The organism is Bradyrhizobium frederickii (assembly GCF_004570865.1).
GTDB classification, from domain to species: Bacteria; Pseudomonadota; Alphaproteobacteria; order Rhizobiales; family Xanthobacteraceae; genus Bradyrhizobium; species Bradyrhizobium frederickii.
The window spans coordinates 132,048-150,734 of record NZ_SPQS01000001.1 but is presented as its reverse complement, the minus strand read 5'-3'; the positions used below and the strand labels follow the sequence as shown (position 1 = coordinate 150,734).

Here is an 18,687-nt window from a genome sequence, read left to right as displayed (position 1 = left end):
GCAGCTAGGACGCCTGCTTCAGGACATCGTCACTATCGGGCGGGGCGGATGCTTCTATCGACGACGAGGGTCGCGGCGGAATGTTCGTCAACAGCACGCCCGAATTGGTAAGGGCAGCAATCTCCTGATCGGAGTAGCCGTATTCCTTCATCACTTCGACGTTGTGTTCGCCGCGAAAGGCAGCTTCGCGCGCAGCGGCCAGCGGCGTCTTTGAGAAGTGCCAGGGCTTGCCGGGGATTCTGACAGCTTTGCCGCGGCGGTCGGTAACCTCTTCTATCGCGCCCCACCATTTGACCCACTCCGAACCGGCGAAGTCCTTGACCGAGCGGACCACGCCAAACGCCAGCTTCACCTCGTCGAGCTGGGCATCGAGTTCGCCGGCCGTGGCAAAGGAAAGAATCCACTGCTGGATGATCTGGTAAAGGGCGGTGAGATTCTTCCGGCGCGCCGCCGGCGTGGCGAATCTGGGATCTGAAGCGAGATCGGGGCGACGCATCGCCGCGATGTAATTCGGAAACGTCAGACTGCTGACGACACTGGTCGCGATTGTGATGACGTCACCGTAGCTTGTCTTGAAGAACGGCGAGTCAGCAGGTCCGAGCGCCGCCGGTTCGGCGCCGAGATCCACGTCGGAGAGATCGGCGTGCACCCGCTCATTGACGGCAAGCATGGTGGCGGCCATCGCAATATCGACATATTGGCCCTCGCCTGTTTGGTCGCGGTGATGCAGTGCTGCCAGAATGCCGATGATCGCTTCGAGGCCCGTATAGACGTCAGCATGCGAATAGGCATCGTGCCGCTTGACCGTGAGATCCTCGCCGAGATGGTCGATCATCCCGCCGACAAAGCCGGATTCGGCATGGACGGTCGGCGCGTAGGCGCTGCGGTGTGACAGCGCGCTGCCTTGGCCGTAGCCGCTGATTGAGGCGTAAATCACTTTCGGGTTGCGCGCGGCGACGGATTCATAATCGAGGCCGAAGAATTTCAATGTGCCGGCGCGAAAATTCTCAACGATGATGTCGGCGCTGTCGCACATCTTGCGCACGACTTCTCTTCCTTCGGGGAAGTTAAGGTCGATGCTGATGTTCCGTTTCCCGACGTTCTGTTGGATATAGTAGTAGGACATGCTCGCGGTCTCGTCGCCAGGCAGTGCGTATCGAGAGATGTCTCCGCGCGGCGGCTCGATCTTGATCACGTCGGCGCCGAGGTCCGACAGGGCCCTGGTGCAGTGGGGACCAGCAAGGACGCGCGAGAAGTCGACGACCTTGATTCCGGCAAGGGGTGTACGATTTGTCATGACAACGTCCCTCAGCGGCCCGAGAAAATGGCGTGACCAGGCCCGGACTCGCGGAAGGCCTTGAGGCCGACGACGAGATCGTTGCTCTGGAAGATTGGACGCTGCGCGTCAGACATTGCGCGGTCGGCTTTCACGACGGTCTCGTCCATGTATTCCCGGATCAGCCGTTTGGTGGCGCCATGCGCCACTGTCGGGCCCACCGCAAGCTCGAGCGCGAGGATCCGCGTCGTTTCTTCAAGCTGGGCTTCGGGCACGACGCGATTGACGATATTCCAGCGCTCCAGCGTCGCCGCATCATAGCGACGCCCGAACAGAGCCATCTCCTTGGCCCGCGCCACGCCGGCGCGCGATGCCACACGTTGTATGGCGCCCATCAGCGGATGCAGGCCCAGCGTCACTTCGACCATGCCGGCCTTCGCGGAGTCCGCGGCAACGATGATGTCGCAGGCCAGCGCCAGCTCGAATCCGCCACCGAGGGCCAATCCGTGCATGCTCGCGATGATCGGCACCGGGACCTGTTCGAGCGCATCCAGGCAGGCGCACACATCAATTTCGGGCAGCCGTTCGCCGCGATTGTCGAATAGTTCTATTTCAGCACCGGCGGAGAAGTGTCGCAACCCGCTGCGAAGGATAATGGCGCGCGCGCCTTCCTTGTGAGCCTTTTCGACTGCGTCCAGGAGCGCAGTCAGCAGCGGCTTTGCCACGAGATTATAGGGGGCGAAAGTCATCGTCAGGGTAACGAGATCGCCCTCCCGACTGACGGTAACCAACTCGTTTGGTGTGGTCATTGAATTCCTCCGGATTTTTTTTGAGTCAGTCGTTGGGTTCGATAATGGAACGGTACCTGAAAAACTCATACGGTCAATATAAAAAAGATATTATTGGATTTATCTTGTATTCCTCCGAATCCTTGTGAAAATGGGCAGGATGCCCCAGGACGCGACCAGCCTTACCGTTTCAGCCTATGTTCGACTTCGCTCGGACATCTTGGCCGGCCGCTTGCCGGCCGACGGAAAGCTGAAAATTCAAGATCTGGCTCAATATCTTGGGGTCAGCCCGAGCGTTGTACGGGAGGCTCTTTCGCGTCTCTCCGCCGAGGCACTGGTCATGGCGGAGCCCCAGCGGGGTTTCCGGGTGGCGCCCATCAATGCCGCCGACGTTTCGGATCTGACGGCCGTCAGAATCGACATCGAACTGAAATGCATGCACCGCGCGATGAAACTCGGCGGTCTCAAATGGGAGGCTGCTATTGTCGCGGCCGATCATGAACTCTCGCATACGCCCCATGACATTCACGACTTGGGCGACGACTGGATGATCGCGCACGCGAAATTCCATGCCGCCCTGGTGGCGGCCTGCGACAGCCCCTGGCTGCTGCGAATCCGCGAACAACTCTTCGTCCAGGGCGAACGCTATCGCCGCATCAATGCGCGAATGTCGCGCGCGGATCGTGATCTGCGCGCCGAACATTCGGCACTGGCCCAGGCCATTCTTGGCCGGAATGTGAAACTCGCCACCGATTTGATGACGGAACATCTGCGCTTGACCGAGGTGCTGACGCTTCAGTCGCTCAAGTTGCAGGACGCAGCGGTCGCCTAGCAAAAGCGTCTCACGGTCCGATACATTCAATTCGGCCAACCGCGCTCAATTGACCATCCGCTCGTATCCTTCCCAGTAGCGCTCTCGCAGCAGCCGCTTCAGGATTTTTCCGGATGGATTGCGGGGAAGCTCGCGCACGAATTCGATCGACTTAGGGATCTTGAACCCCGCCAGCCTTCCTCGCGCGAAATGCAGTATGCCCGCCGGGTCCGCCAAACGATCCGGCTTCAACACGATGAGGGCCTTGACCGCTTCACCCCACCGGTCGTCAGGCACGCCGATGACGGCGACGTCGGCGATATCCGCATGTCCATACAAGGCACTTTCGATCTCGGCGGGATAGACGTTCTCTCCGCCGGAAACGATCATGTCTTTCAAACGATCATGAATGTACAAGTAGCCGTTTTCATCAAGGAATCCGGCGTCGCCTGTATGCAGCCACCCGTCCCTGAGGGTCCTCGCGGTGTCGTCCATCCGATTCCAATACCCCCGCATATTTTGTGATGATCGACACACGACCTCACCGACCTGTCGAGCCGGCAGCGATTGTCCCGAAGCGTCGATGATCCGCAACTCGACGCCTTCGATAGGGCGGCCACACGACCTCAAGAGTTCGCCATCGCCAACGCAGTGGTCCGCGTCTCCCAAAACTGTGATGACGCCAGCCGTCTCGGTTAGACCGTAGACCTGGAAGAACCCCGTTTGCCTGAACACCCGGAGCGACTTCCTGAGGAGCTCGAGCGGGATCGGCGACGCTCCGTAAAGAATTTGCCTCAGCGAGGAGAGATCGCATGTCTCGACGTTACGTTCGGCCAGCATCGCCAATAACATTGCCGGAACGAGGAACGTGACCGTAACCCGATCGCGCTGTATCGTTTCAAGCGCCGCCGATGGAGCGAACTCGCGAAGCACGATCGTCTTGAGGCCGGCGACCAGACCGAACACGCCGGTACCCACCCCTGCGATGTGGAACAACGGCATTGCGAGCAACATGACGTCGTCGGACGACCACGCCTTCCAGTCGTCAAGCGCGTGTAGCGGGAAATTTGCGTGAGAAAGCTGCACGCCCTTCGGATAGCCGGTCGTGCCACTTGTGTAGAGTTGCAGGCAAACGTCATCGGACTTGACTGGCAGTCTCGTCTCACTCGGCGGGTGGGCATCGCGCCACTTCAGGTAACGAGAGTCCAGCACAATGATTTGGTAAACAGTGTCGAGCTGATCCTGGATTTCAGTGATGAGTTTCTCGAACGATTCCCCGACGAAGAGAATCTCGGCTTTGGCATCGTTGACCGCGAAAACGATCTCGGGAGGTGCCAACCTTGCATTGATGGGGACCAGGACGGCGCGGGCCTTGGCTGCCCCGAGAAGCACTTGAAAAAAAATATCCGAATTCTTGTCGAGAATCGCAATTCGGCTGCCCGGTCGCACACCCCCAGCCACGAGCCCATTGGCGACTTGATTGGATAATTCGTCCAGGACCCGATAGCTTGTCTCGCGCCCCTCGAAGCTCACGGCGACGGCGTCGGGAGCGATCGCCGCGTAACGTCGCGGAACGTCGGCGATCGTCCGGATCGGGGTTGACAGCAAGGCCCGTTCCGATTTGGACATCCATCCCTCCCATGATGACTTTTGGGATCTAGGATGACCGGCACCGCGCCCGGCAAGTATCTAAATTCTGAACTACCGCTATTCAGCGCAGAATGACCAGCGGCCTCTTCGCGCGTCTTACCGTGATATTTCCAGACGCGGCGGAGGCAGCATGTGAGACGGCCTCAGGCCTTGCGCTTGGTCACTCTCGCATTTCGAGGGCTCCCCGCGAGCCATTCCCTGGAAGCAGCGAATTCTGCTTCCAGGAATCGCCTGACTTCACGAGTTAGTTTTCTCAGGTCGCTCTCGCGCCTGCGCAGCAGCCATACGTTCATCGTAACTGTCTCTTGCGGCAAGACCTGAACCAGTCCCTCGGCTTGCGCGAATGGTACAGCAAGAAGCGCAAGCCCGAGACCGGAACCGGCGGCGGCGAAATGGTTAGCAACCGGGTTGACCCGAACAACGCTGCGGATGCCCGCCGCTTCCGAGAAATACTCCAACAAATGTCTCTGATTGGGCCGAACGTTGCGGAACGAGACAAAATCGGCAGTATGGCCGATGATGTCGTGATCCCTCAGCTCTGACAATGACCGAGGCGCGGGGCGTCCGGTAAGGTACTGCTCGGAGGCAAAAATCCCCATCGGTACGTCCGCGACCCGCTTTCCAATGAGATCGTTCTCGCCGGGATCTCCCATCCTGATGACGTAGTCCAGATCGCTCGTTGCCAAGCTCTGCTGGTTCACCGTGGAGATGATTTCCAGGTAGATTCGACTATCGCGCCGTCGCAGCTCCGCAACCCGCGGGAGAAGCCAGTGCTTGGTCATGCCTTCGGTCGCCGATATCCTGACCACTGACGATCGTTGCCCGACGCGCGAACGCAGATCGCGATGAAACGACTCAAATGCGAGCATCATATCGCCGGCCGAGCGCTGCAGGTCCTCGCCTTCCCGCGTCAGCTTCACCCCGGACGAGGCGCGGAAGAACAGGGGAGCGGCCACGTAGCGCTCGAGCTCCTTCAGACGCCTGCTCAATGTCGGTTGGCTCATTCCGAGTTCGTGTGCGGCACGGTTAACGCTTCCAGTTCTCGCAACCACGGAAAACAAGCGAAACAAATCCCAGCTTGCCTCGGTCATGCTCTCGTCCTTAGCGCAAACGCTTTTGGCTCTTGATCGCCGAGTACGAACGACGTCGCAGGGCCCGGAAACACGAACGAAAAAGCCGTCAAAGCCTGGTCGCTATTCAATATTGCGTTCTCCGTTTAACAAAATCGACATGGCCTTCCTCGCAATTTGGGGAAATAAGCGAAACAGTTGAACCAACGGACACGGCGATGGCAAAGATCAAGCTCGAGGCGATCAGGGATTTCGTAGGCCAAAATCTCGGAACATCCGACTGGATCACCATCGACCAGCCCATGATCGACCAGTTCGCGGCCTGTACTGGGGACAGGCAGTGGATCCACGTGGATGCGGACCGCGCGAGCAAGGAAAGTCCTGTAGGCGGCACCATTGCCCACGGCTTCCTGAGCCTGTCGTTGATTGCGCCACTTGGCATGGACCTGGGACTCGCTCCGGTCGACGCATCTGCCGTCTTCAACTATGGTCTGGACAAGGTCAGGTTCCTGACACCGGTAAGATCGGGTAACCGCGTTCGCCTTCAGCTTTCCATGACAAGTGTCGAACCGAAGGACAACGGGCGTATGCTGATCAAGGGCAACGCGGTACTTGAGATCGAGAATAGTCAAACGCCGGCTCTGGTTGCCGAGACGCTCACATTGGTGGTCCCTTAACCCTCCACCGCCCACGAAGGATATCCCCACAGGACGTAAGGCGATTGCACAGAAGCGTTCAGGAGGACGATAGCACCGAAGTCAGACCGCCATCCACGGCAAGGATTTGTCCGGTAATGTGCTTGCCGGCGTCGCTGGCGAAGAGAACCGCGGCCCCTTTCAGATCGTCCTCGTCACCGATGCGGCGCAGCGGCGCGCCGGCGGCGAGCTTCTCGACCCCGACAGCTTCGATCGTGCCCTTCGTCATCCTCGATGGGAAGAATCCGGGCGCCAGAGCATTGGTCGTAATTCCGTAGCGCCCCCAACTCCCCGCCAGCGCCCGCGTGAAGTTGACCACCGCGCCCTTGCTCGTATTGTAGGCGACAGTCTGCATATCCCCGGAGCTTCCGAACAGGCCGGCGACCGAAGCGAGATTGATGATGCGGCCATATTTGTTGGGAATCATCGAGCCCTTCGCAATCTGTTGGCTGAGCAGGAACAGCGAGCGGATGTTCAAGTTCATCACCTTGTCCCACGCTTCGATCGGGTGATCTTCCGTCGGCGCGCCCCAAGTTGCGCCCGCGTTGTTCACCAGTATGTCCACCCGCCCGAGCTTCTTGATCGTTTCGTCGGCGAGCCGCTTGACGTCTTCGTCCCTGGAATTATCCGCAGCGATCCACTCCGCCTTGACGCCGAGCCCGGCAAGATGCGCCTGGGCCTTTTCCAGGTCTGGCGCCTTGCGAGAGGAGATCACGATCCGTGCTCCTTGCTCACCCAGCGCCTCGGCTATCTGCAACCCAAGGCCACGGGAGCCTCCCGTAACAAGGGCGTTCCTGCCGGTGAGATCGAATGCCTTCTTGATGCTTCCCATGGTCAAATCCTCTGGCTCGTGAGCGAAGTCCTACTGTGCGGTCCGCCGGATTCCTATTTCCCGCGGAACACGGCCGAGCGACGTTCCACGAAAGACTGGATGCCTTCCTTCATGTCTTGGCTGCTGAAGACGCGATCTTTGATCTTGGGGATGTAATCGATCGCGGCTCTCTCGGCGGCCTCGATGTATTTCAACGCGGCCTCCTTCGTCACCTGAATGCCGATCGGCGCGTTCTTGGCGATCAGATTCGCAATCTCCATTGCGCGCGCAATCTGCTCGCCGGGTGCAACGACTTCCTGAACGAAGCCGATCTTGTGAGCCCGGGCTGCGCCGAACTCGTCACATAGGAACAGGTGATACATCGCGTCTCCCCAGCCAGCCCGCGTCAAATACCGGAAATGGGCACCACCAAGGGGCGCGATCCCGCGCTTGGATTCCATCTGACAGAACCGGGCGTCGTCGGCGGCCACGACGATGTCGCCAGCCAGCATCATTTCGATGCCAATCGTGAAGCAGATCCCCTGCACTGCCGTCACAATCGGCTTGCGGCACCGGCTCTTCAAGGCGAACGCATCGATGTTGCCGGGCTTGATATCGGTATTCTCGGCCTTGGGTCCGAAGAACTTCGGCATATCCAATCCAGCCGTGAAATCCGGACCCTCGGCGCAGAGTACCCCGACCCAATAATCGTCGGTGCGATCGAGAAGGGTCATCGCATCCGACATCTGCGCCATCATCTGCGGACTGAATGAGTTCTTCTTCGCCACGTTGTCGATGATGATCTTGAACACATGCCCGTGCACCTCGGTGCGGATCTGGCCGACTTGGGTCTTGGTGTCGCTCATTGTTCGTCTCCAAATTGCTTCCAGGCGACTGCGCAATGACGCGCATGCCCCTCCCGTCGAACGGCGTGCGCCGATCTTCTTTAGCAGCCAGCTTGGACAGATCGCCAAAATACCGGCCACCAAATATTTGGATAACCTTTATTCAGTGGCGACGCACCCGGCCTCGCAACCCTTCATCGCTCAACTCAGCGCAGCGAATGCAGTCCGTTCGAAGGCCATCAATTCCTCCGTCCGGCCGTCACGGACCTTCAGCAGCCACTGCGGATCCTGAAGCAGAGCCCGACCGACCGCGACAAGATCGAACTCCTCGCGATCGAGGCGGCGGATCAGTTCGTCGAGGGACGCCGGACGGGAGCTCTCCCCGCCATATGCCGCGATGAACTCGCCGGTCAGGCCAACCGACCCGACCGAGATCGTCGGCACTCCCGTCACCTTTTTGGCCCATCCGGCGAAGTTCAAATCGGAGCTCTCGAACTCCGGCTCCCAGAAGCGCCGTTGTGAGCAGTGCAGAATGTCGACCCCCGCGTCGACCAGAGGTTTGAGCCAGGCTTCCAGCGCGCGAGGCGTATCGGCCAGCTTCACTTCGTAGTCCTGCTGTTTCCACTGGCTGATGCGGAGCAATATCGGAAAGTCGGGTCCGACCGACTTGCGCACGGCGTGAACGATATCAGCGGCAAACCGCGCCCGACCCGGCAGGTCCTTGCCTCCATAGGCATCCTCGCGGCGATTGGTGCCTTCCCAGAAGAATTGATCGATCAGATAGCCGTGCGCCCCGTGCAATTCGACGGCGTCAAACCCCAAGCGCTTCGCGGCAAGCGCCGCATCGGCGAAAGCGCGAATGGCGTCTGCGATGTCCTCTTCGCTCATCGGCTCGCCGAATTTCTTCTCCGGTCGCGACAGACCAGACGGACTGTCGTAGGCGCCAGGAGGAGACCAATCCTGGGCGCGGGTGCGAACGGCTCCAACGTGCCATAGCTGCGGTGCCATCAGGCCACCCGCGGCATGCACCTCGTCGACCACGCGCCGCCAGCCGGCCAGTTCCTTCTCTCCGTGAAAACGGGGAACATTCGGATCGTTCAGGGATGCCGGACGATCCACGCCCGTGCCCTCGGAGATAATGAGACCGACGGCTCCTTCGGCACGCCGACCGTAATACCGCGCGACGTCTTCGGTTGGGATTCCGCCCGGAGAGAATGAGCGCGTCATCGGCGCCATTACGACCCGGTTCGGCAGGGTCAGCCCTTTCAGCTTGAAAGGGCGGAAAAGAACGTCGCTGGACATCCATGCTCCAATGTTAAGGGGCGTATTGCGGGCTCAAATCATTTGCGTTGCACCTTGAGAAGGTACAATTCACTTTCCGTCGGCGCTGAGTACGCTACCGAATTGCTCCCACGTGGTCCCGTTCCAGCGCTGAAGCTGTAGCTGCGTGTACGCCATGCTGCCTTCCGGGCCCGTGTTGATCACAACACCCGGTACGAGAGTGGGAAGAGACAGCCCGCGTATGCTCCGCGATTGCCTGACGATGTTCTCGCGCGAGAGATCGTTGCCGCACTGCTTGAGTACCTGCTCCAGGATCTGTCCCTGCTGGGTGCCGAACAGATAATTGGCATCGCCGATATCGGCGCCGGGCAGGTATTTGGCAAAGTAGTCGCGGTACCATTTGATGCCGGGATCGTCGGCCCACTTCTTGTCGTTTGGATCTTTGGTGATCGTCGCGGCCACGATGCCGACAGCCTTCTCGGGTCCCGCGGGGACAATGGTGGACGACACGGAACTCGAGACGAAGTTGATCAGGAACAGTGGCTTCCAACCGATCTCATCGACTTTCTTAATCGCTTGCGCTGCGAACTTTGGCGTGCCGGCCACCAAAAACGCCTCTGCGCCGGACGACTTCAGCGATACGACGTGGGAATCAATGGTCGGCTCGCTCACCTCATAGGAGGACACGACGACTTTCTTGTCGAAATCGTCCTTCAGGTAGGCCTTGAATGCATTGACGAAGTCCTTACCGAGATCGTCGTTCTGATAGAGGATCGCGATCTTCGCGTCCGGACGGGTCTGAGTGATGTATTTCGCGTAGATGCGTCCCTCGGTATCGTAGCTCGGCAATCCCGTCGTGGTCATGGGGAATTCAGCGAAGTTCGTGAACTTGCTGACTCCGCTCACGACAAACAGATGCGGCACTTTCTTCGCATTGACGTACTTGATGGTGGCGCTGATGCCGGGTGTACCTAATGGGCCGAACAGGAACGCCACCTCGTCGCTCTCGATGAGTTTCCTGGTCTGCTCCACCGTCTTGGGAGGACTGTAGGCATCGTCGTAGGTGATGAGGTTGATCTTCCGCCCGTTGATGCCGCCACGCTCGTTAATCGAATTGACGTAGGCGATCATGCCCTTTCCGGTATTGCTGAGCGGCGAAGCAGGGCCGCTAAACGGGAACGTCGCCCCTATCTTCACCTCGGATTCGGTGACCCCAGGCGTTTCCGCGCGGGCCTGCGCGTTTGCCATCGATACCGCGAGCGCCGCAACAATCATGGTCCTCTTAAGCATATGCCATCTCCCTTCGGCGACAATTCCGTCGCTCACCATTCTTCCTTGATCGAACGTAATTCGATTTCGGGCGCCTCCGTCAGCCCGCGGCTGCGTTGGACATCCCTGCGCTTGCGCGCGCGTTGGCCATCTCGCGCAGCTGGTGCTTGAGGATCTTGCCGGTTGAGGCCGAGGGCAGAGCGTCGAGCACGATCAATTCGGTCGGACGCTTGTACGACGTGAGCAGTTGAGCCGTAAACGCCTTCAGCTCTTCGGCGCTGACGCTGGCGCCAGGGAGAAGCTGAACGAACGCGACGACCTCCTCGTTGCTCTCGACCTTCCGTCCGACGACGGCCGACTGGACGACCTGGTCGTGCGCATTCAGGACCGCCTCCACCTCGGCGGGATAAACGTTGAAGCCGGAGCGGATGATCAGCTCTTTGGTGCGACCGGCGATGTAGACATGCCCCTGGCCGTTGACCCGGGCGAGATCCCCCGTATTGAACCATCCCTGGTGATCGATCGCCCCCGCCGTCAGATCGGGCGCGCGATAGTAGCCGAGCATGATGTTTGGACCACGAACGTGCAATTCGCCCACTTCGCCGGTCGCGACCTGCTTTCCCTGCCCGTCCACGATCCGGTGCTCGATGCCCGGAAGAAACGGGCCGACCGACTCATCCGCGACAGGCTGTTCCGAACGGACCCCCGTGAGTCCGGGTGAGCATTCCGTTATGCCGTAATTGTTCAGCAGCGGGATTCCAAACTCGTCCTCGATCCGCTTCTTGAGATCGAGGTCGAGCGGAGCGCCGGCGACGGCCATGATCCGCAGCCTGCCCCGCTCGAGCCGTTGGAGGCCCTTGACCGCCTTGTGTTCGAGCAGACGCTGATATGTGGCGGGCACGCCGAACAGGCTCGTGATCCCCTCCTCGGCGATGGCATGAGCCAGCGCAGCGGGATCGGCCTTGGCTACGACATGCAACGTGCCGCCGTGCATCAGCGTAGAGATCAGCAGGATCGCATACCCGACGATGTGCGACATCGGCAGCACGCCGTAGACACGGTCGTCTGGACTGCTCCGGCGAAGGATTCCCGACGTCCTTGCGGTGAAGAGGAGGTTGCGATGGCTCAGCATGACCCCCTTAGGTGCGCCGGTCGTGCCCGAGGTGTACAAAAGCCCCGCGACCTGGCGGGCGCCATCCTTTTCGACCGGCTCCACTTGCGCATCCGCATTGAGCGGACCGACGCCGATTCCACCAAACGGCCCCACGGCGCCGATTGTCGCACCGAGCCGGGTGGCATGGTCGGCCGCTTCCTTCGATAGAGCCGAGTTGAACAGCACGCGTCTGGCGGCACTGTGCGTTCCGATGAGATCGATTTCCCTGGGCGAAAGGCGAGGATTGACCGGAATGCCCCAAGCATCGAGCTTGCTTGCCGCGAAGAGCATCGCTCCCAGCGCCACGCTGTTCTCGCTGGCAACGATCAGGCGATCACCAGGCCTGATGCCCAAACCGGCGAGATTCTTTGCCGCGGCGTCGACTGCGTCCGAGAACTGCCGGTAGCTCCAGGCACGCCCGCCTTCCATAAAGGCCGGATGATCCGGAATATCCCGCACGAACGGCGCGTAGACCTCGTGCACTCTGGACGGCAGGCCGTCCAACAATTCGGCTGCGGTGAGCTCGTCCACGCTCCTCATGCCATCCTCCCTCGCGCCTTGTTTTCGGCAGCGTGCGCGGCCCCCTTCAACCGGGAGGTCCGCACCCCTTCATTCCACTGGCCGACGGAGTAAAGCGTTCTAAAATAGAACTGTCAAGACGCACGGACGACAACGAATCAGCAAACGCTGCAATTATCGGTGCGAAATCCGCGTTCCAATTTGGAATTGTAAGCTGCCGCGCGATTTGTTCGGAGGGATCAGCTTAGCGCGATTACCATTTCTCAACCCACGGCCGCAGTACGACTTCAAAAGCCCAGGTCGACCGATGCTGGCGGTGCAGTTGCAGATAGGTTTCCGCGATATGGACAGGGTCGGCCATGTTGTCGTCGACAGTCGTTCCCGCCAGCCGGTGGGCGCGGGTCCCGTCCTCCTGAGTCCAACCGATCGCGGCATCGATCGGCACATTCGCCACATGGATTCCCTGCGGCATCAATTCTCTCGCCATGCTTTGCGCGAGTCCGGACTTGGCATGGCACGCCATCGCAAATGCACCACTTGATGGAAAGCCCTTGAGCGCCGCGCTGGCGTTCGTAAAGATGATCGTTCCTCTCGCACCATTGACGTCGGGTTCGTTTCCGAGCATGAGCCGGGCTGCCTGTTGACCTACCAGAAACGCGCTGAATGCCGAGTTTCGGATTGTTTCGAGCGCCATCGTCGGGTCGGCTTCGAGAATGCCCTTACGGAAAATGCCGGGAACGCGGCCATCGATGTTATGCACGACAAGCCTCGGCGTTCCGATCTCTCGAGCGACATTCGCGAACAACTGTGCCACGGCCGCCGGTTCGCTTGCATCGCAGGCGTACCGACGCACGCCGTGCATCTTTTCGAGAGTCTCAAGGACGGCTTTTTCCGGATTCCTGGCTGCGACGGCGACACGCATCCCGTTTTCCGCGAACAGCCTGGCGCAGCTCGAACTGATGCCCGGGCCACCGCCCACTATAAGCGCAACCTCCTGTGTAGAAGTCTGGGTGCCGGGGCTGGACTGGGTCATGTTACTTCCTCCGATGCGTTTGATGGCTTCAGGATCTTCTCTCCGATCGTACACGCGAGGAATGGGGCCGCGCCTGCGCGACCCCATGATCGTCAGCGGGCGGCTCCAGCCATGATGGGGTAGTCGGTGTAGCCCGCCGAGCCACCCCCGTAGAGAGTCGCCGGATTGAAGCTGGCGAGCGGCGCACCCGCCTTCAGGCGCTCGACAAGATCCGGGTTGGCGATGAACGGCCTGCCGAAGGCAAACAAATCAGCCTGGCCCTGCTTTAGTCTAGCTGTCGCGAGGTCCAGATCGTAACCGTTGTTGGCGAGGTAGGTGTTCTTGAACTTGCGCCGAAGCGCCGCGAAGTCGAACGATGCATTATCGCGCGGCCCGCCCGTCGCGCCTTCGACGACGTGGAGATAGGCAATATCGAGCTGATCGAGCTTCTCGACGATGTAGTTGAACTGTGCCTGCGGATCGGTTGCGGACACCCCGTTTGCCGGCGACACTGGAGAAATCCGAACCCCGGTTCGGTCGGCGCCGACTTCCCCGGCAACCGCAGCGGTCACCTCGAGCGTCAGCCGGGCACGGTTTTCGATCGAGCCGCCGTAGGCGTCGATGCGGGTATTGGCTCCGTCCTTGGAGAACTGGTCGAGCAGGTAGCCGTTCGCGCCGTGAACCTCGACGCCATCGAACCCGGCGGCAATCGCATTGGCGGCGCCGCGACGGAAATCATCGACGATTCCTGCGATCTCGTTCAGTTCGAGCGCCCGAGGGACCGACACGTCCACGAAAGCATTGTTCACGAAAGTCTTGGTTTCGGCCTTCACGGCCGAAGGCGCTACGGGGGCCTGCCCATTCGGCTGCAGGTCGACATGCGACACTCTGCCAACGTGCCAGAGCTGCAGGAAGATATGACCGCCCTTGGCGTGAACGGCATTTGTCACCTTTCGCCAACCGTCGATCTGCGCCTGGCTGTAGATGCCCGGCGTATCCTGATAGCCCTGCCCCTGCCGCGAGATCTGGGTCGCCTCCGAGATGATCAGGCCTGCCGAGGCACGTTGTGCGTAGTATTCCCCAGCCAGATCGCCGGGCACAAACCCGCCGCCCGCTCTGTTGCGCGTCAACGGAGCCATGACGATCCGGTTAGACAGCGTGAGAGCACCGAGTACGTAGGGTTCAAAGAGTGTCTTGTTGGTCATTTGTCGCTTTCACCAAGGGTTGCAGCTTCGAAGGTAATCAGAGCGACGACTGATAGCGGGCAGCCGCGCGTTCCTGCCGGAGGTCGGGGAGCATCGCTTGCCGCGCAGCCTGATAGGTGTCCCACTGCCCAGCGTCGTGGAGCGGCGGGATGCTGATCGGCTCGCGGCGATCGAAGCCGACCAGTGCAGCGTCCACCAGCTCTGCCACGTCCATCACCACGGGAAGCGTGTTGACGTCGACGCCGGCGCGCTCCCAAATCTCGGTGCGCGTCGCGGCGGGAAGCACGGCCTGGACATAGACGCCCTTGGGCCCGAGCTCGAGACTGAGCCCCTGGGAGAGGAAGGTCACGAAAGCCTTGGTCGCGCCATACACCGACATGCCGAACTCCGGCGCGAGCCCGACCACCGATGAAATATTGACGATCGCGCCTTCACCGGCCTCTGCAAACCGCGGCGCCACGGCACTCGCGAGACGAACGACGGCGGTCGAGTTCAGAGCGACAAGACGACCGACATCCTCGACCGCTTGCGCCACGAAGGACCCGCCCAGGGCCGCCCCTGCATTGTTGATGAGGACCCCAATGCGACGATCGTCACGCAGCCGCTTTTCGACGGCCGCAAGGTCGCCGGGGTTGGTCAGATCGGCCTGCAGGATGTCGATCGCAACACCCGTCTCGTCGCGAAGCCGCGCAGCAAGAGCCTCCATTCGCGCCTTGTCGCGGGCCACCAGCACGAGATCATTTCCGCGGCGGGCGAAACGGTCTGCATAAGTTGCTCCGATGCCAGAGGAGGCTCCGGTAATAAGGACGGCAGGATTTTTGGCCATGATCTTGTTCTTTCTCGAGGTGCTCAATTAGGCAGGATCGTCATTTCCGATTTGGCCCGCCGTGGATGCTAGTCTGCCACCCTGATCACGACCTTGCCCTTTGCGCGCCCGGTCTCGACATAGGCGAGCGCGTCCCCGGTTTTTTCGAACGGAAAGACCTTGTCGACGACCGGACGGATTACGCCGGATTCGATCAGGGACGTGATTTCGCTCAGCTGCTGCCCCTGCGCGCGCATGAACAGGAATGAGAAGCGCACACCAAGGCTCCTGGCCTTCTTCCGCACACTGCGGCTCAGCAAGCGCATCACCAATTTCAGGAAGAGGTTCATGCCCTGCTCCCTGGCGAATTCGGGGTCCGGCGGCCCGGAGATCGAGATGAGCAGGCCGCCCGGCTTGAGCACGCGCAGAGATTTTTCAAGCGTCTTGGCATCCTGGCTGTGCAGGACCAGATCGTAGCCCGACAGGACCTTCTCGAAATCCTGCGTCTTGTAGTCGATGACCAGGTCCGCGCCGAGACTCTTGACCAGCTCGACATTCTTCGCGCTCGTCGTCGTCGCCACGACCGCACCGAGATGCTTGGCGAGCTGGATGGCGAAAGTCCCCACGCCACCGGAGCCAGCCTGGATGAAGACCTTCTGGCCAGGCTTCAGCTTGCCCACCTCGACCAGCGCCTGCCAGGCGGTCAGTCCCACCAGCGGGATGGAGGCGGCTTCTTCCATGCTGATGTTCGCAGGCTTCGGCGCCACGTCGGCTTCGTTCATCGCAATGAATTCGGCGAATGTTCCGATCCGATGATCGCGCGGCCGTGCGTAGACCTCGTCGCCCGCCTTGAACCGCCTGACATTGCGGCCAACCCTGACGACTGTCCCGGCAACATCGTGGCCCAGAGTGAAAGGCGGACGATACGGCAGGATGAGCTTGAATTCCCCACCCCTGATCTTGGAGTCGAGAACGTTCACGGCTGTTGCGTGGATCCGAACCAGGACATCGTCGTCCCGCACCTCCGGCTCCGGCATGGTTGCCAGGCGAACAGCGCCTTTCTTCTCGTATTTGTCGACGACGAATGCCTTCATGATGTCATCTCCAATCTGGAACCTGGTTGCGGCGTCAGGCGTCGAGGAACGACAGCGCCTTCGGCACGAAATCGGCGTGGTACTGGGAAATCCCGCCATGCCCGGCATCTTCGTAGATGACCAGTTGTGCGCCCGGGATACGTCGTGCCATGTCGGTGCTGTTCGCAGTCGGCACCATGATGTCGTTATCGCCATTCGCGATGAGGACAGGGATGCGGAGGCTGCCGAGATCCTGAGGCGCCTGCTGGCCCCAGCCCTTAATCGCCTTGAGTTGCCGCAACAGGGCCTCTGGCGTGGCTCCTTTGTCCCGATCTGCCTTGCGCTCCTTCAACCTTGCCAGAAAGGCCTTTGCGGCCCGGCGGCCATTGGCCGTGGAGGTGAAGAACAGGTAGAATTTCGGGTCTCGCAAGGTGAGCAAGCCCTTGATCATCAGCGGCCAGGACACCGGCCCAACCTTCTCGATACCTTTGCCACCTGCCGGGCCCGTGCCGGTCAGAATCAGCTTTCGCACGAGACCCGGCGCCTTCAGCGCGATGTCCTGGGCCACGAAGCCGCCGAGGGAAAAGCCGAGCAGATCGACTTTTTCGAAGCCCAGCGCGGTGATCAGAGCAATCGTATCCTGCGCCATTTCGCCAACGCTAACGGGCGCTTTCCCACCTGAAGCGCCGATACCCCGGTAGTCGATCGCGATGACGCGATGCCTGGTGGCGAGCCCATCGACGATTGGCGGATCGAAATTGTCGAGAACCGCGCCCCAATGATTGAGAAGGATCAATGGCACGCCGGTGCGCGGACCGATGTCGCGATAGGCAAAGGTCGTTCCCGCAGCACTGATCGAAAGATTCGGCGCATCGACATAGCGCATGACCGATGTCGGGTGGCTGACATAGTTTGACATCACTTGCTCCATCGTTCGGCTGGCACCGGAAGCACCCGGAATCAGCGCAATTCCCCGTTCTGTCTTGCTCATTCCGGCCTTCTCAATTTGCTCTGGAACATCGACGAGCGATCTGTTACTATCAATTTAGTACTAAGTCACTACCAAAATGAGACTTACATGAAGAAGCTTTCGGACCAGCCTTGCCTGATCGCCCGGAGCCTGGCGCTGGTCGGGGACGCATGGAGCATGCTGATCATGCGCGATGCCCATGCGGGGCTGACCCGCTTCGACGATTTTCGCAGGAGTCTCGGTATCGCGCCGACGATGCTGACGGGGCGGCTTTCAGCCCTGGTTGACGAGGGATTGCTGGAGAAGCGCCGCTATTCAGACCGTCCGCCACGGGACGAATATGTGCTGACAGAAGCCGGGCGCGACTTTTTGCCGGTGCTCTTCGCGATTGGCGCGTGGGGACGCAAGCATCGCAGCGGAGGCAAGGTGACCCAGTTCTTTGATGCCGAGAATGGAACGGAGATCGATCCCCTCACCATCGACCGCGCGACCGGCGCTCCGATCGGAACGCGTCCCATTCGTATCGCCGCAGTCGAATGAGCAATTGGCTTGGCAGCTCCAGCTTGTGCGGTTGCGGGTGCCGGCCAGTCCTTCGAAGCAATGAACTGAAGAGTTTCACCTGTAGGTCGGCGGACGCTTCTCAATAAATGCCCGGACGGCTTCGGCGTGCTGCGCCGTGCCCGCCGCGAGGACCATCCTCTCGGCCTCCTGATCCAGTGACGTCAAGAAGTCGGCCGACAGCGCAAGGTCGAGATTGTCCTTCATGGAGGCATAGGCGCTCGCCGGGCCATTCGCCAATGCTCTCGCCATTTCGAATGCTTCGCTCTGCAGTTCGGAATCAGGCACCACGCGATTGATAAGGCCCAATGCTTCGCAGCGCCGTGCAGTGATCCGTTCAGACAGAAACATCAGTTCGCGAGCACGTGCCGTCCCGGCAAGCCGGGTCAACAGCCACGAAATGCCGTAATCGCCGGTGAGTGCAATCCTGGCGTAGCCAGTCGTCATGATGGCGGATTCGGCTGCAACACGAAGGTCGCAAGCGAGTGCGATCGCAAGCCCGGCACCAGCCGCTGGTCCCGGCAAAGCCGCGATGGTGGGCTTCCGCACCGAAACAAGTACGCCGGTCAGGGTCCGCTGACGTTCCCGCAACCGCGCAACCTTGTCGCTGAATGACATCGCGGGCGCGGCAGAGTTGCCGCCCATCCCCTTGACATCGCCGCCCGAACAGAACGCAGTGCCTGCACCGGTAATCAGGAGGGCTCCGACCTCAGGATCATCTCCATTCTGTTTGATCATCCGGCGCAACGCCGGCGTAAGATGATCGGACAACGAATTTCGGGCTTCGGGTCGGTTCAAGGTAATCACCGCGACGCGATCCCGGATCGCGCACAGCAGTTCGTCCGTCCCCGTATCAACCGAGATGGGTCCATCAGTCATGTTTCTGACCTTTCAAG

General features: G+C 60.4%; 18 protein-coding genes. 3 read left to right on the top strand and 15 right to left on the bottom strand.

Annotated features, from left to right (window positions below; translation table 11 throughout):
• Positions 1 to 4: 4 nt before the first annotated feature.
• Together E4K64_RS00655 and E4K64_RS00650 are read right to left on the bottom strand one after the other, a co-directional pair.
• On the bottom strand, positions 5 to 1,297 hold the full coding sequence (locus E4K64_RS00655; protein WP_135161700.1) for a CaiB/BaiF CoA transferase family protein: 1,293 nt from the start codon (positions 1,295 to 1,297) through the stop codon (positions 5 to 7).
• Between the two features lie 11 nt (positions 1,298 to 1,308).
• Complete coding sequence (locus E4K64_RS00650; protein ID WP_235884427.1) at positions 1,309 to 2,154, bottom strand: enoyl-CoA hydratase/isomerase family protein; 846 nt, start codon at positions 2,152 to 2,154, stop codon at positions 1,309 to 1,311.
• A gap of 70 nt (positions 2,155 to 2,224) precedes the next feature.
• Between E4K64_RS00650 and E4K64_RS00645 the strand changes: the two genes are divergently transcribed.
• Positions 2,225 to 2,896 (top strand): GntR family transcriptional regulator, encoded by a 672-nt coding sequence (locus E4K64_RS00645; protein ID WP_167771725.1) that lies wholly within the window; start codon positions 2,225 to 2,227, stop codon positions 2,894 to 2,896.
• A gap of 45 nt (positions 2,897 to 2,941) precedes the next feature.
• On the opposite strand, the gene E4K64_RS00640 is transcribed toward E4K64_RS00645, so the two are convergent.
• On the bottom strand, positions 2,942 to 4,504 hold the full coding sequence (locus tag E4K64_RS00640; protein WP_135161698.1) for a fatty acid--CoA ligase: 1,563 nt from the start codon (positions 4,502 to 4,504) through the stop codon (positions 2,942 to 2,944).
• A gap of 164 nt (positions 4,505 to 4,668) precedes the next feature.
• Complete coding sequence (locus tag E4K64_RS00635) at positions 4,669 to 5,616, bottom strand: LysR family transcriptional regulator (protein WP_135161697.1); 948 nt, start codon at positions 5,614 to 5,616, stop codon at positions 4,669 to 4,671.
• A 197-nt stretch (positions 5,617 to 5,813) separates the two neighbouring features.
• On the opposite strand from E4K64_RS00635, the gene E4K64_RS00630 reads away from it, so the two are divergent.
• The gene (locus E4K64_RS00630) at positions 5,814 to 6,272 is read left to right on the top strand and encodes a MaoC family dehydratase (protein ID WP_135161696.1); all 459 of its coding nucleotides are present in this window, start codon (positions 5,814 to 5,816) and stop codon (positions 6,270 to 6,272) included.
• A 58-nt stretch (positions 6,273 to 6,330) separates the two neighbouring features.
• On the opposite strand, the gene E4K64_RS00625 is transcribed toward E4K64_RS00630, so the two are convergent.
• The 10 genes from E4K64_RS00625 to E4K64_RS00580 form a co-directional block, all read right to left on the bottom strand.
• The gene (locus tag E4K64_RS00625; protein ID WP_135161695.1) at positions 6,331 to 7,122 is read right to left on the bottom strand and encodes an SDR family oxidoreductase; all 792 of its coding nucleotides are present in this window, start codon (positions 7,120 to 7,122) and stop codon (positions 6,331 to 6,333) included.
• A 53-nt stretch (positions 7,123 to 7,175) separates the two neighbouring features.
• Entirely contained in the window at positions 7,176 to 7,967 is a 792-nt protein-coding gene (locus E4K64_RS00620) for a crotonase/enoyl-CoA hydratase family protein (RefSeq protein WP_135161694.1), read from the bottom strand.
• Positions 7,968 to 8,147: 180 nt separating this feature from the next.
• Positions 8,148 to 9,248, bottom strand: coding sequence for an NADH:flavin oxidoreductase (locus E4K64_RS00615; RefSeq protein ID WP_135161693.1), 1,101 nt, complete (start codon positions 9,246 to 9,248; stop codon positions 8,148 to 8,150).
• Positions 9,249 to 9,317: 69 nt separating this feature from the next.
• Positions 9,318 to 10,517: an ABC transporter substrate-binding protein gene (locus tag E4K64_RS00610; RefSeq protein WP_167771724.1), complete on the bottom strand. Its 1,200-nt coding sequence runs from the start codon at positions 10,515 to 10,517 to the stop codon at positions 9,318 to 9,320.
• Between the two features lie 79 nt (positions 10,518 to 10,596).
• Positions 10,597 to 12,189 (bottom strand): class I adenylate-forming enzyme family protein, encoded by a 1,593-nt coding sequence (locus tag E4K64_RS00605; RefSeq protein WP_135161692.1) that lies wholly within the window; start codon positions 12,187 to 12,189, stop codon positions 10,597 to 10,599.
• A 232-nt stretch (positions 12,190 to 12,421) separates the two neighbouring features.
• The gene (locus E4K64_RS00600) at positions 12,422 to 13,201 is read right to left on the bottom strand and encodes an SDR family oxidoreductase (RefSeq protein WP_135161691.1); all 780 of its coding nucleotides are present in this window, start codon (positions 13,199 to 13,201) and stop codon (positions 12,422 to 12,424) included.
• A 92-nt stretch (positions 13,202 to 13,293) separates the two neighbouring features.
• Complete coding sequence (locus E4K64_RS00595; RefSeq protein ID WP_135161690.1) at positions 13,294 to 14,385, bottom strand: alkene reductase; 1,092 nt, start codon at positions 14,383 to 14,385, stop codon at positions 13,294 to 13,296.
• 37 nt (positions 14,386 to 14,422) lie between these two features.
• Entirely contained in the window at positions 14,423 to 15,211 is a 789-nt protein-coding gene (locus tag E4K64_RS00590) for an SDR family NAD(P)-dependent oxidoreductase (RefSeq protein WP_135161689.1), read from the bottom strand.
• Positions 15,212 to 15,279: 68 nt separating this feature from the next.
• The gene (locus E4K64_RS00585; protein ID WP_135161688.1) at positions 15,280 to 16,284 is read right to left on the bottom strand and encodes an NADP-dependent oxidoreductase; all 1,005 of its coding nucleotides are present in this window, start codon (positions 16,282 to 16,284) and stop codon (positions 15,280 to 15,282) included.
• 34 nt (positions 16,285 to 16,318) lie between these two features.
• Complete coding sequence (locus tag E4K64_RS00580) at positions 16,319 to 17,149, bottom strand: alpha/beta fold hydrolase (protein ID WP_209311930.1); 831 nt, start codon at positions 17,147 to 17,149, stop codon at positions 16,319 to 16,321.
• 192 nt (positions 17,150 to 17,341) lie between these two features.
• Here E4K64_RS00580 and E4K64_RS00575 point away from each other — a divergent pair, with 192 nt between their 5' ends.
• Positions 17,342 to 17,773 carry a winged helix-turn-helix transcriptional regulator gene (locus E4K64_RS00575; RefSeq protein ID WP_135161687.1) on the top strand — a complete coding sequence of 144 codons (432 nt, stop codon included), beginning with the start codon at positions 17,342 to 17,344 and terminating at the stop codon, positions 17,771 to 17,773.
• A gap of 75 nt (positions 17,774 to 17,848) precedes the next feature.
• Here E4K64_RS00575 and E4K64_RS00570 read toward each other — a convergent pair whose 3' ends face one another.
• Complete coding sequence (locus E4K64_RS00570) at positions 17,849 to 18,670, bottom strand: enoyl-CoA hydratase-related protein (RefSeq protein ID WP_135161686.1); 822 nt, start codon at positions 18,668 to 18,670, stop codon at positions 17,849 to 17,851.
• Between the last annotated feature and the right edge of the window lie 17 nt (positions 18,671 to 18,687).

What these genes read in the sequence shown, in the direction of transcription:
- E4K64_RS00610 (WP_167771724.1), bottom strand. Translation starts at nt 10,517, where the DNA reads ATGCTTAAGAGGACCATGATTGTTGCGGCGCTCGCGGTATCGATGGCA.
- E4K64_RS00620 (WP_135161694.1), bottom strand. Translation starts at nt 7,967, where the DNA reads ATGAGCGACACCAAGACCCAAGTCGGCCAGATCCGCACCGAGGTGCAC.
- E4K64_RS00590 (WP_135161689.1), bottom strand. Translation starts at nt 15,211, where the DNA reads ATGGCCAAAAATCCTGCCGTCCTTATTACCGGAGCCTCCTCTGGCATC.
- E4K64_RS00585 (WP_135161688.1), bottom strand. Translation starts at nt 16,284, where the DNA reads ATGAAGGCATTCGTCGTCGACAAATACGAGAAGAAAGGCGCTGTTCGC.
- E4K64_RS00640 (WP_135161698.1), bottom strand. Translation starts at nt 4,504, where the DNA reads ATGTCCAAATCGGAACGGGCCTTGCTGTCAACCCCGATCCGGACGATC.
- E4K64_RS00655 (WP_135161700.1), bottom strand. Translation starts at nt 1,297, where the DNA reads ATGACAAATCGTACACCCCTTGCCGGAATCAAGGTCGTCGACTTCTCG.
- E4K64_RS00625 (WP_135161695.1), bottom strand. Translation starts at nt 7,122, where the DNA reads ATGGGAAGCATCAAGAAGGCATTCGATCTCACCGGCAGGAACGCCCTT.
- E4K64_RS00615 (WP_135161693.1), bottom strand. Translation starts at nt 9,248, where the DNA reads ATGTCCAGCGACGTTCTTTTCCGCCCTTTCAAGCTGAAAGGGCTGACC.
- E4K64_RS00650 (WP_235884427.1), bottom strand. Translation starts at nt 2,154, where the DNA reads ATGAGTTTTTCAGGTACCGTTCCATTATCGAACCCAACGACTGACTCA.
- E4K64_RS00635 (WP_135161697.1), bottom strand. Translation starts at nt 5,616, where the DNA reads ATGACCGAGGCAAGCTGGGATTTGTTTCGCTTGTTTTCCGTGGTTGCG.
- E4K64_RS00600 (WP_135161691.1), bottom strand. Translation starts at nt 13,201, where the DNA reads ATGACCCAGTCCAGCCCCGGCACCCAGACTTCTACACAGGAGGTTGCG.
- E4K64_RS00580 (WP_209311930.1), bottom strand. Translation starts at nt 17,149, where the DNA reads ATGCGCTATGTCGATGCGCCGAATCTTTCGATCAGTGCTGCGGGAACG.
- E4K64_RS00630 (WP_135161696.1), top strand. Translation starts at nt 5,814, where the DNA reads ATGGCAAAGATCAAGCTCGAGGCGATCAGGGATTTCGTAGGCCAAAAT.
- E4K64_RS00605 (WP_135161692.1), bottom strand. Translation starts at nt 12,189, where the DNA reads ATGAGGAGCGTGGACGAGCTCACCGCAGCCGAATTGTTGGACGGCCTG.
- E4K64_RS00575 (WP_135161687.1), top strand. Translation starts at nt 17,342, where the DNA reads ATGAAGAAGCTTTCGGACCAGCCTTGCCTGATCGCCCGGAGCCTGGCG.
- E4K64_RS00595 (WP_135161690.1), bottom strand. Translation starts at nt 14,385, where the DNA reads ATGACCAACAAGACACTCTTTGAACCCTACGTACTCGGTGCTCTCACG.
- E4K64_RS00645 (WP_167771725.1), top strand. Translation starts at nt 2,225, where the DNA reads ATGCCCCAGGACGCGACCAGCCTTACCGTTTCAGCCTATGTTCGACTT.
- E4K64_RS00570 (WP_135161686.1), bottom strand. Translation starts at nt 18,670, where the DNA reads ATGACTGATGGACCCATCTCGGTTGATACGGGGACGGACGAACTGCTG.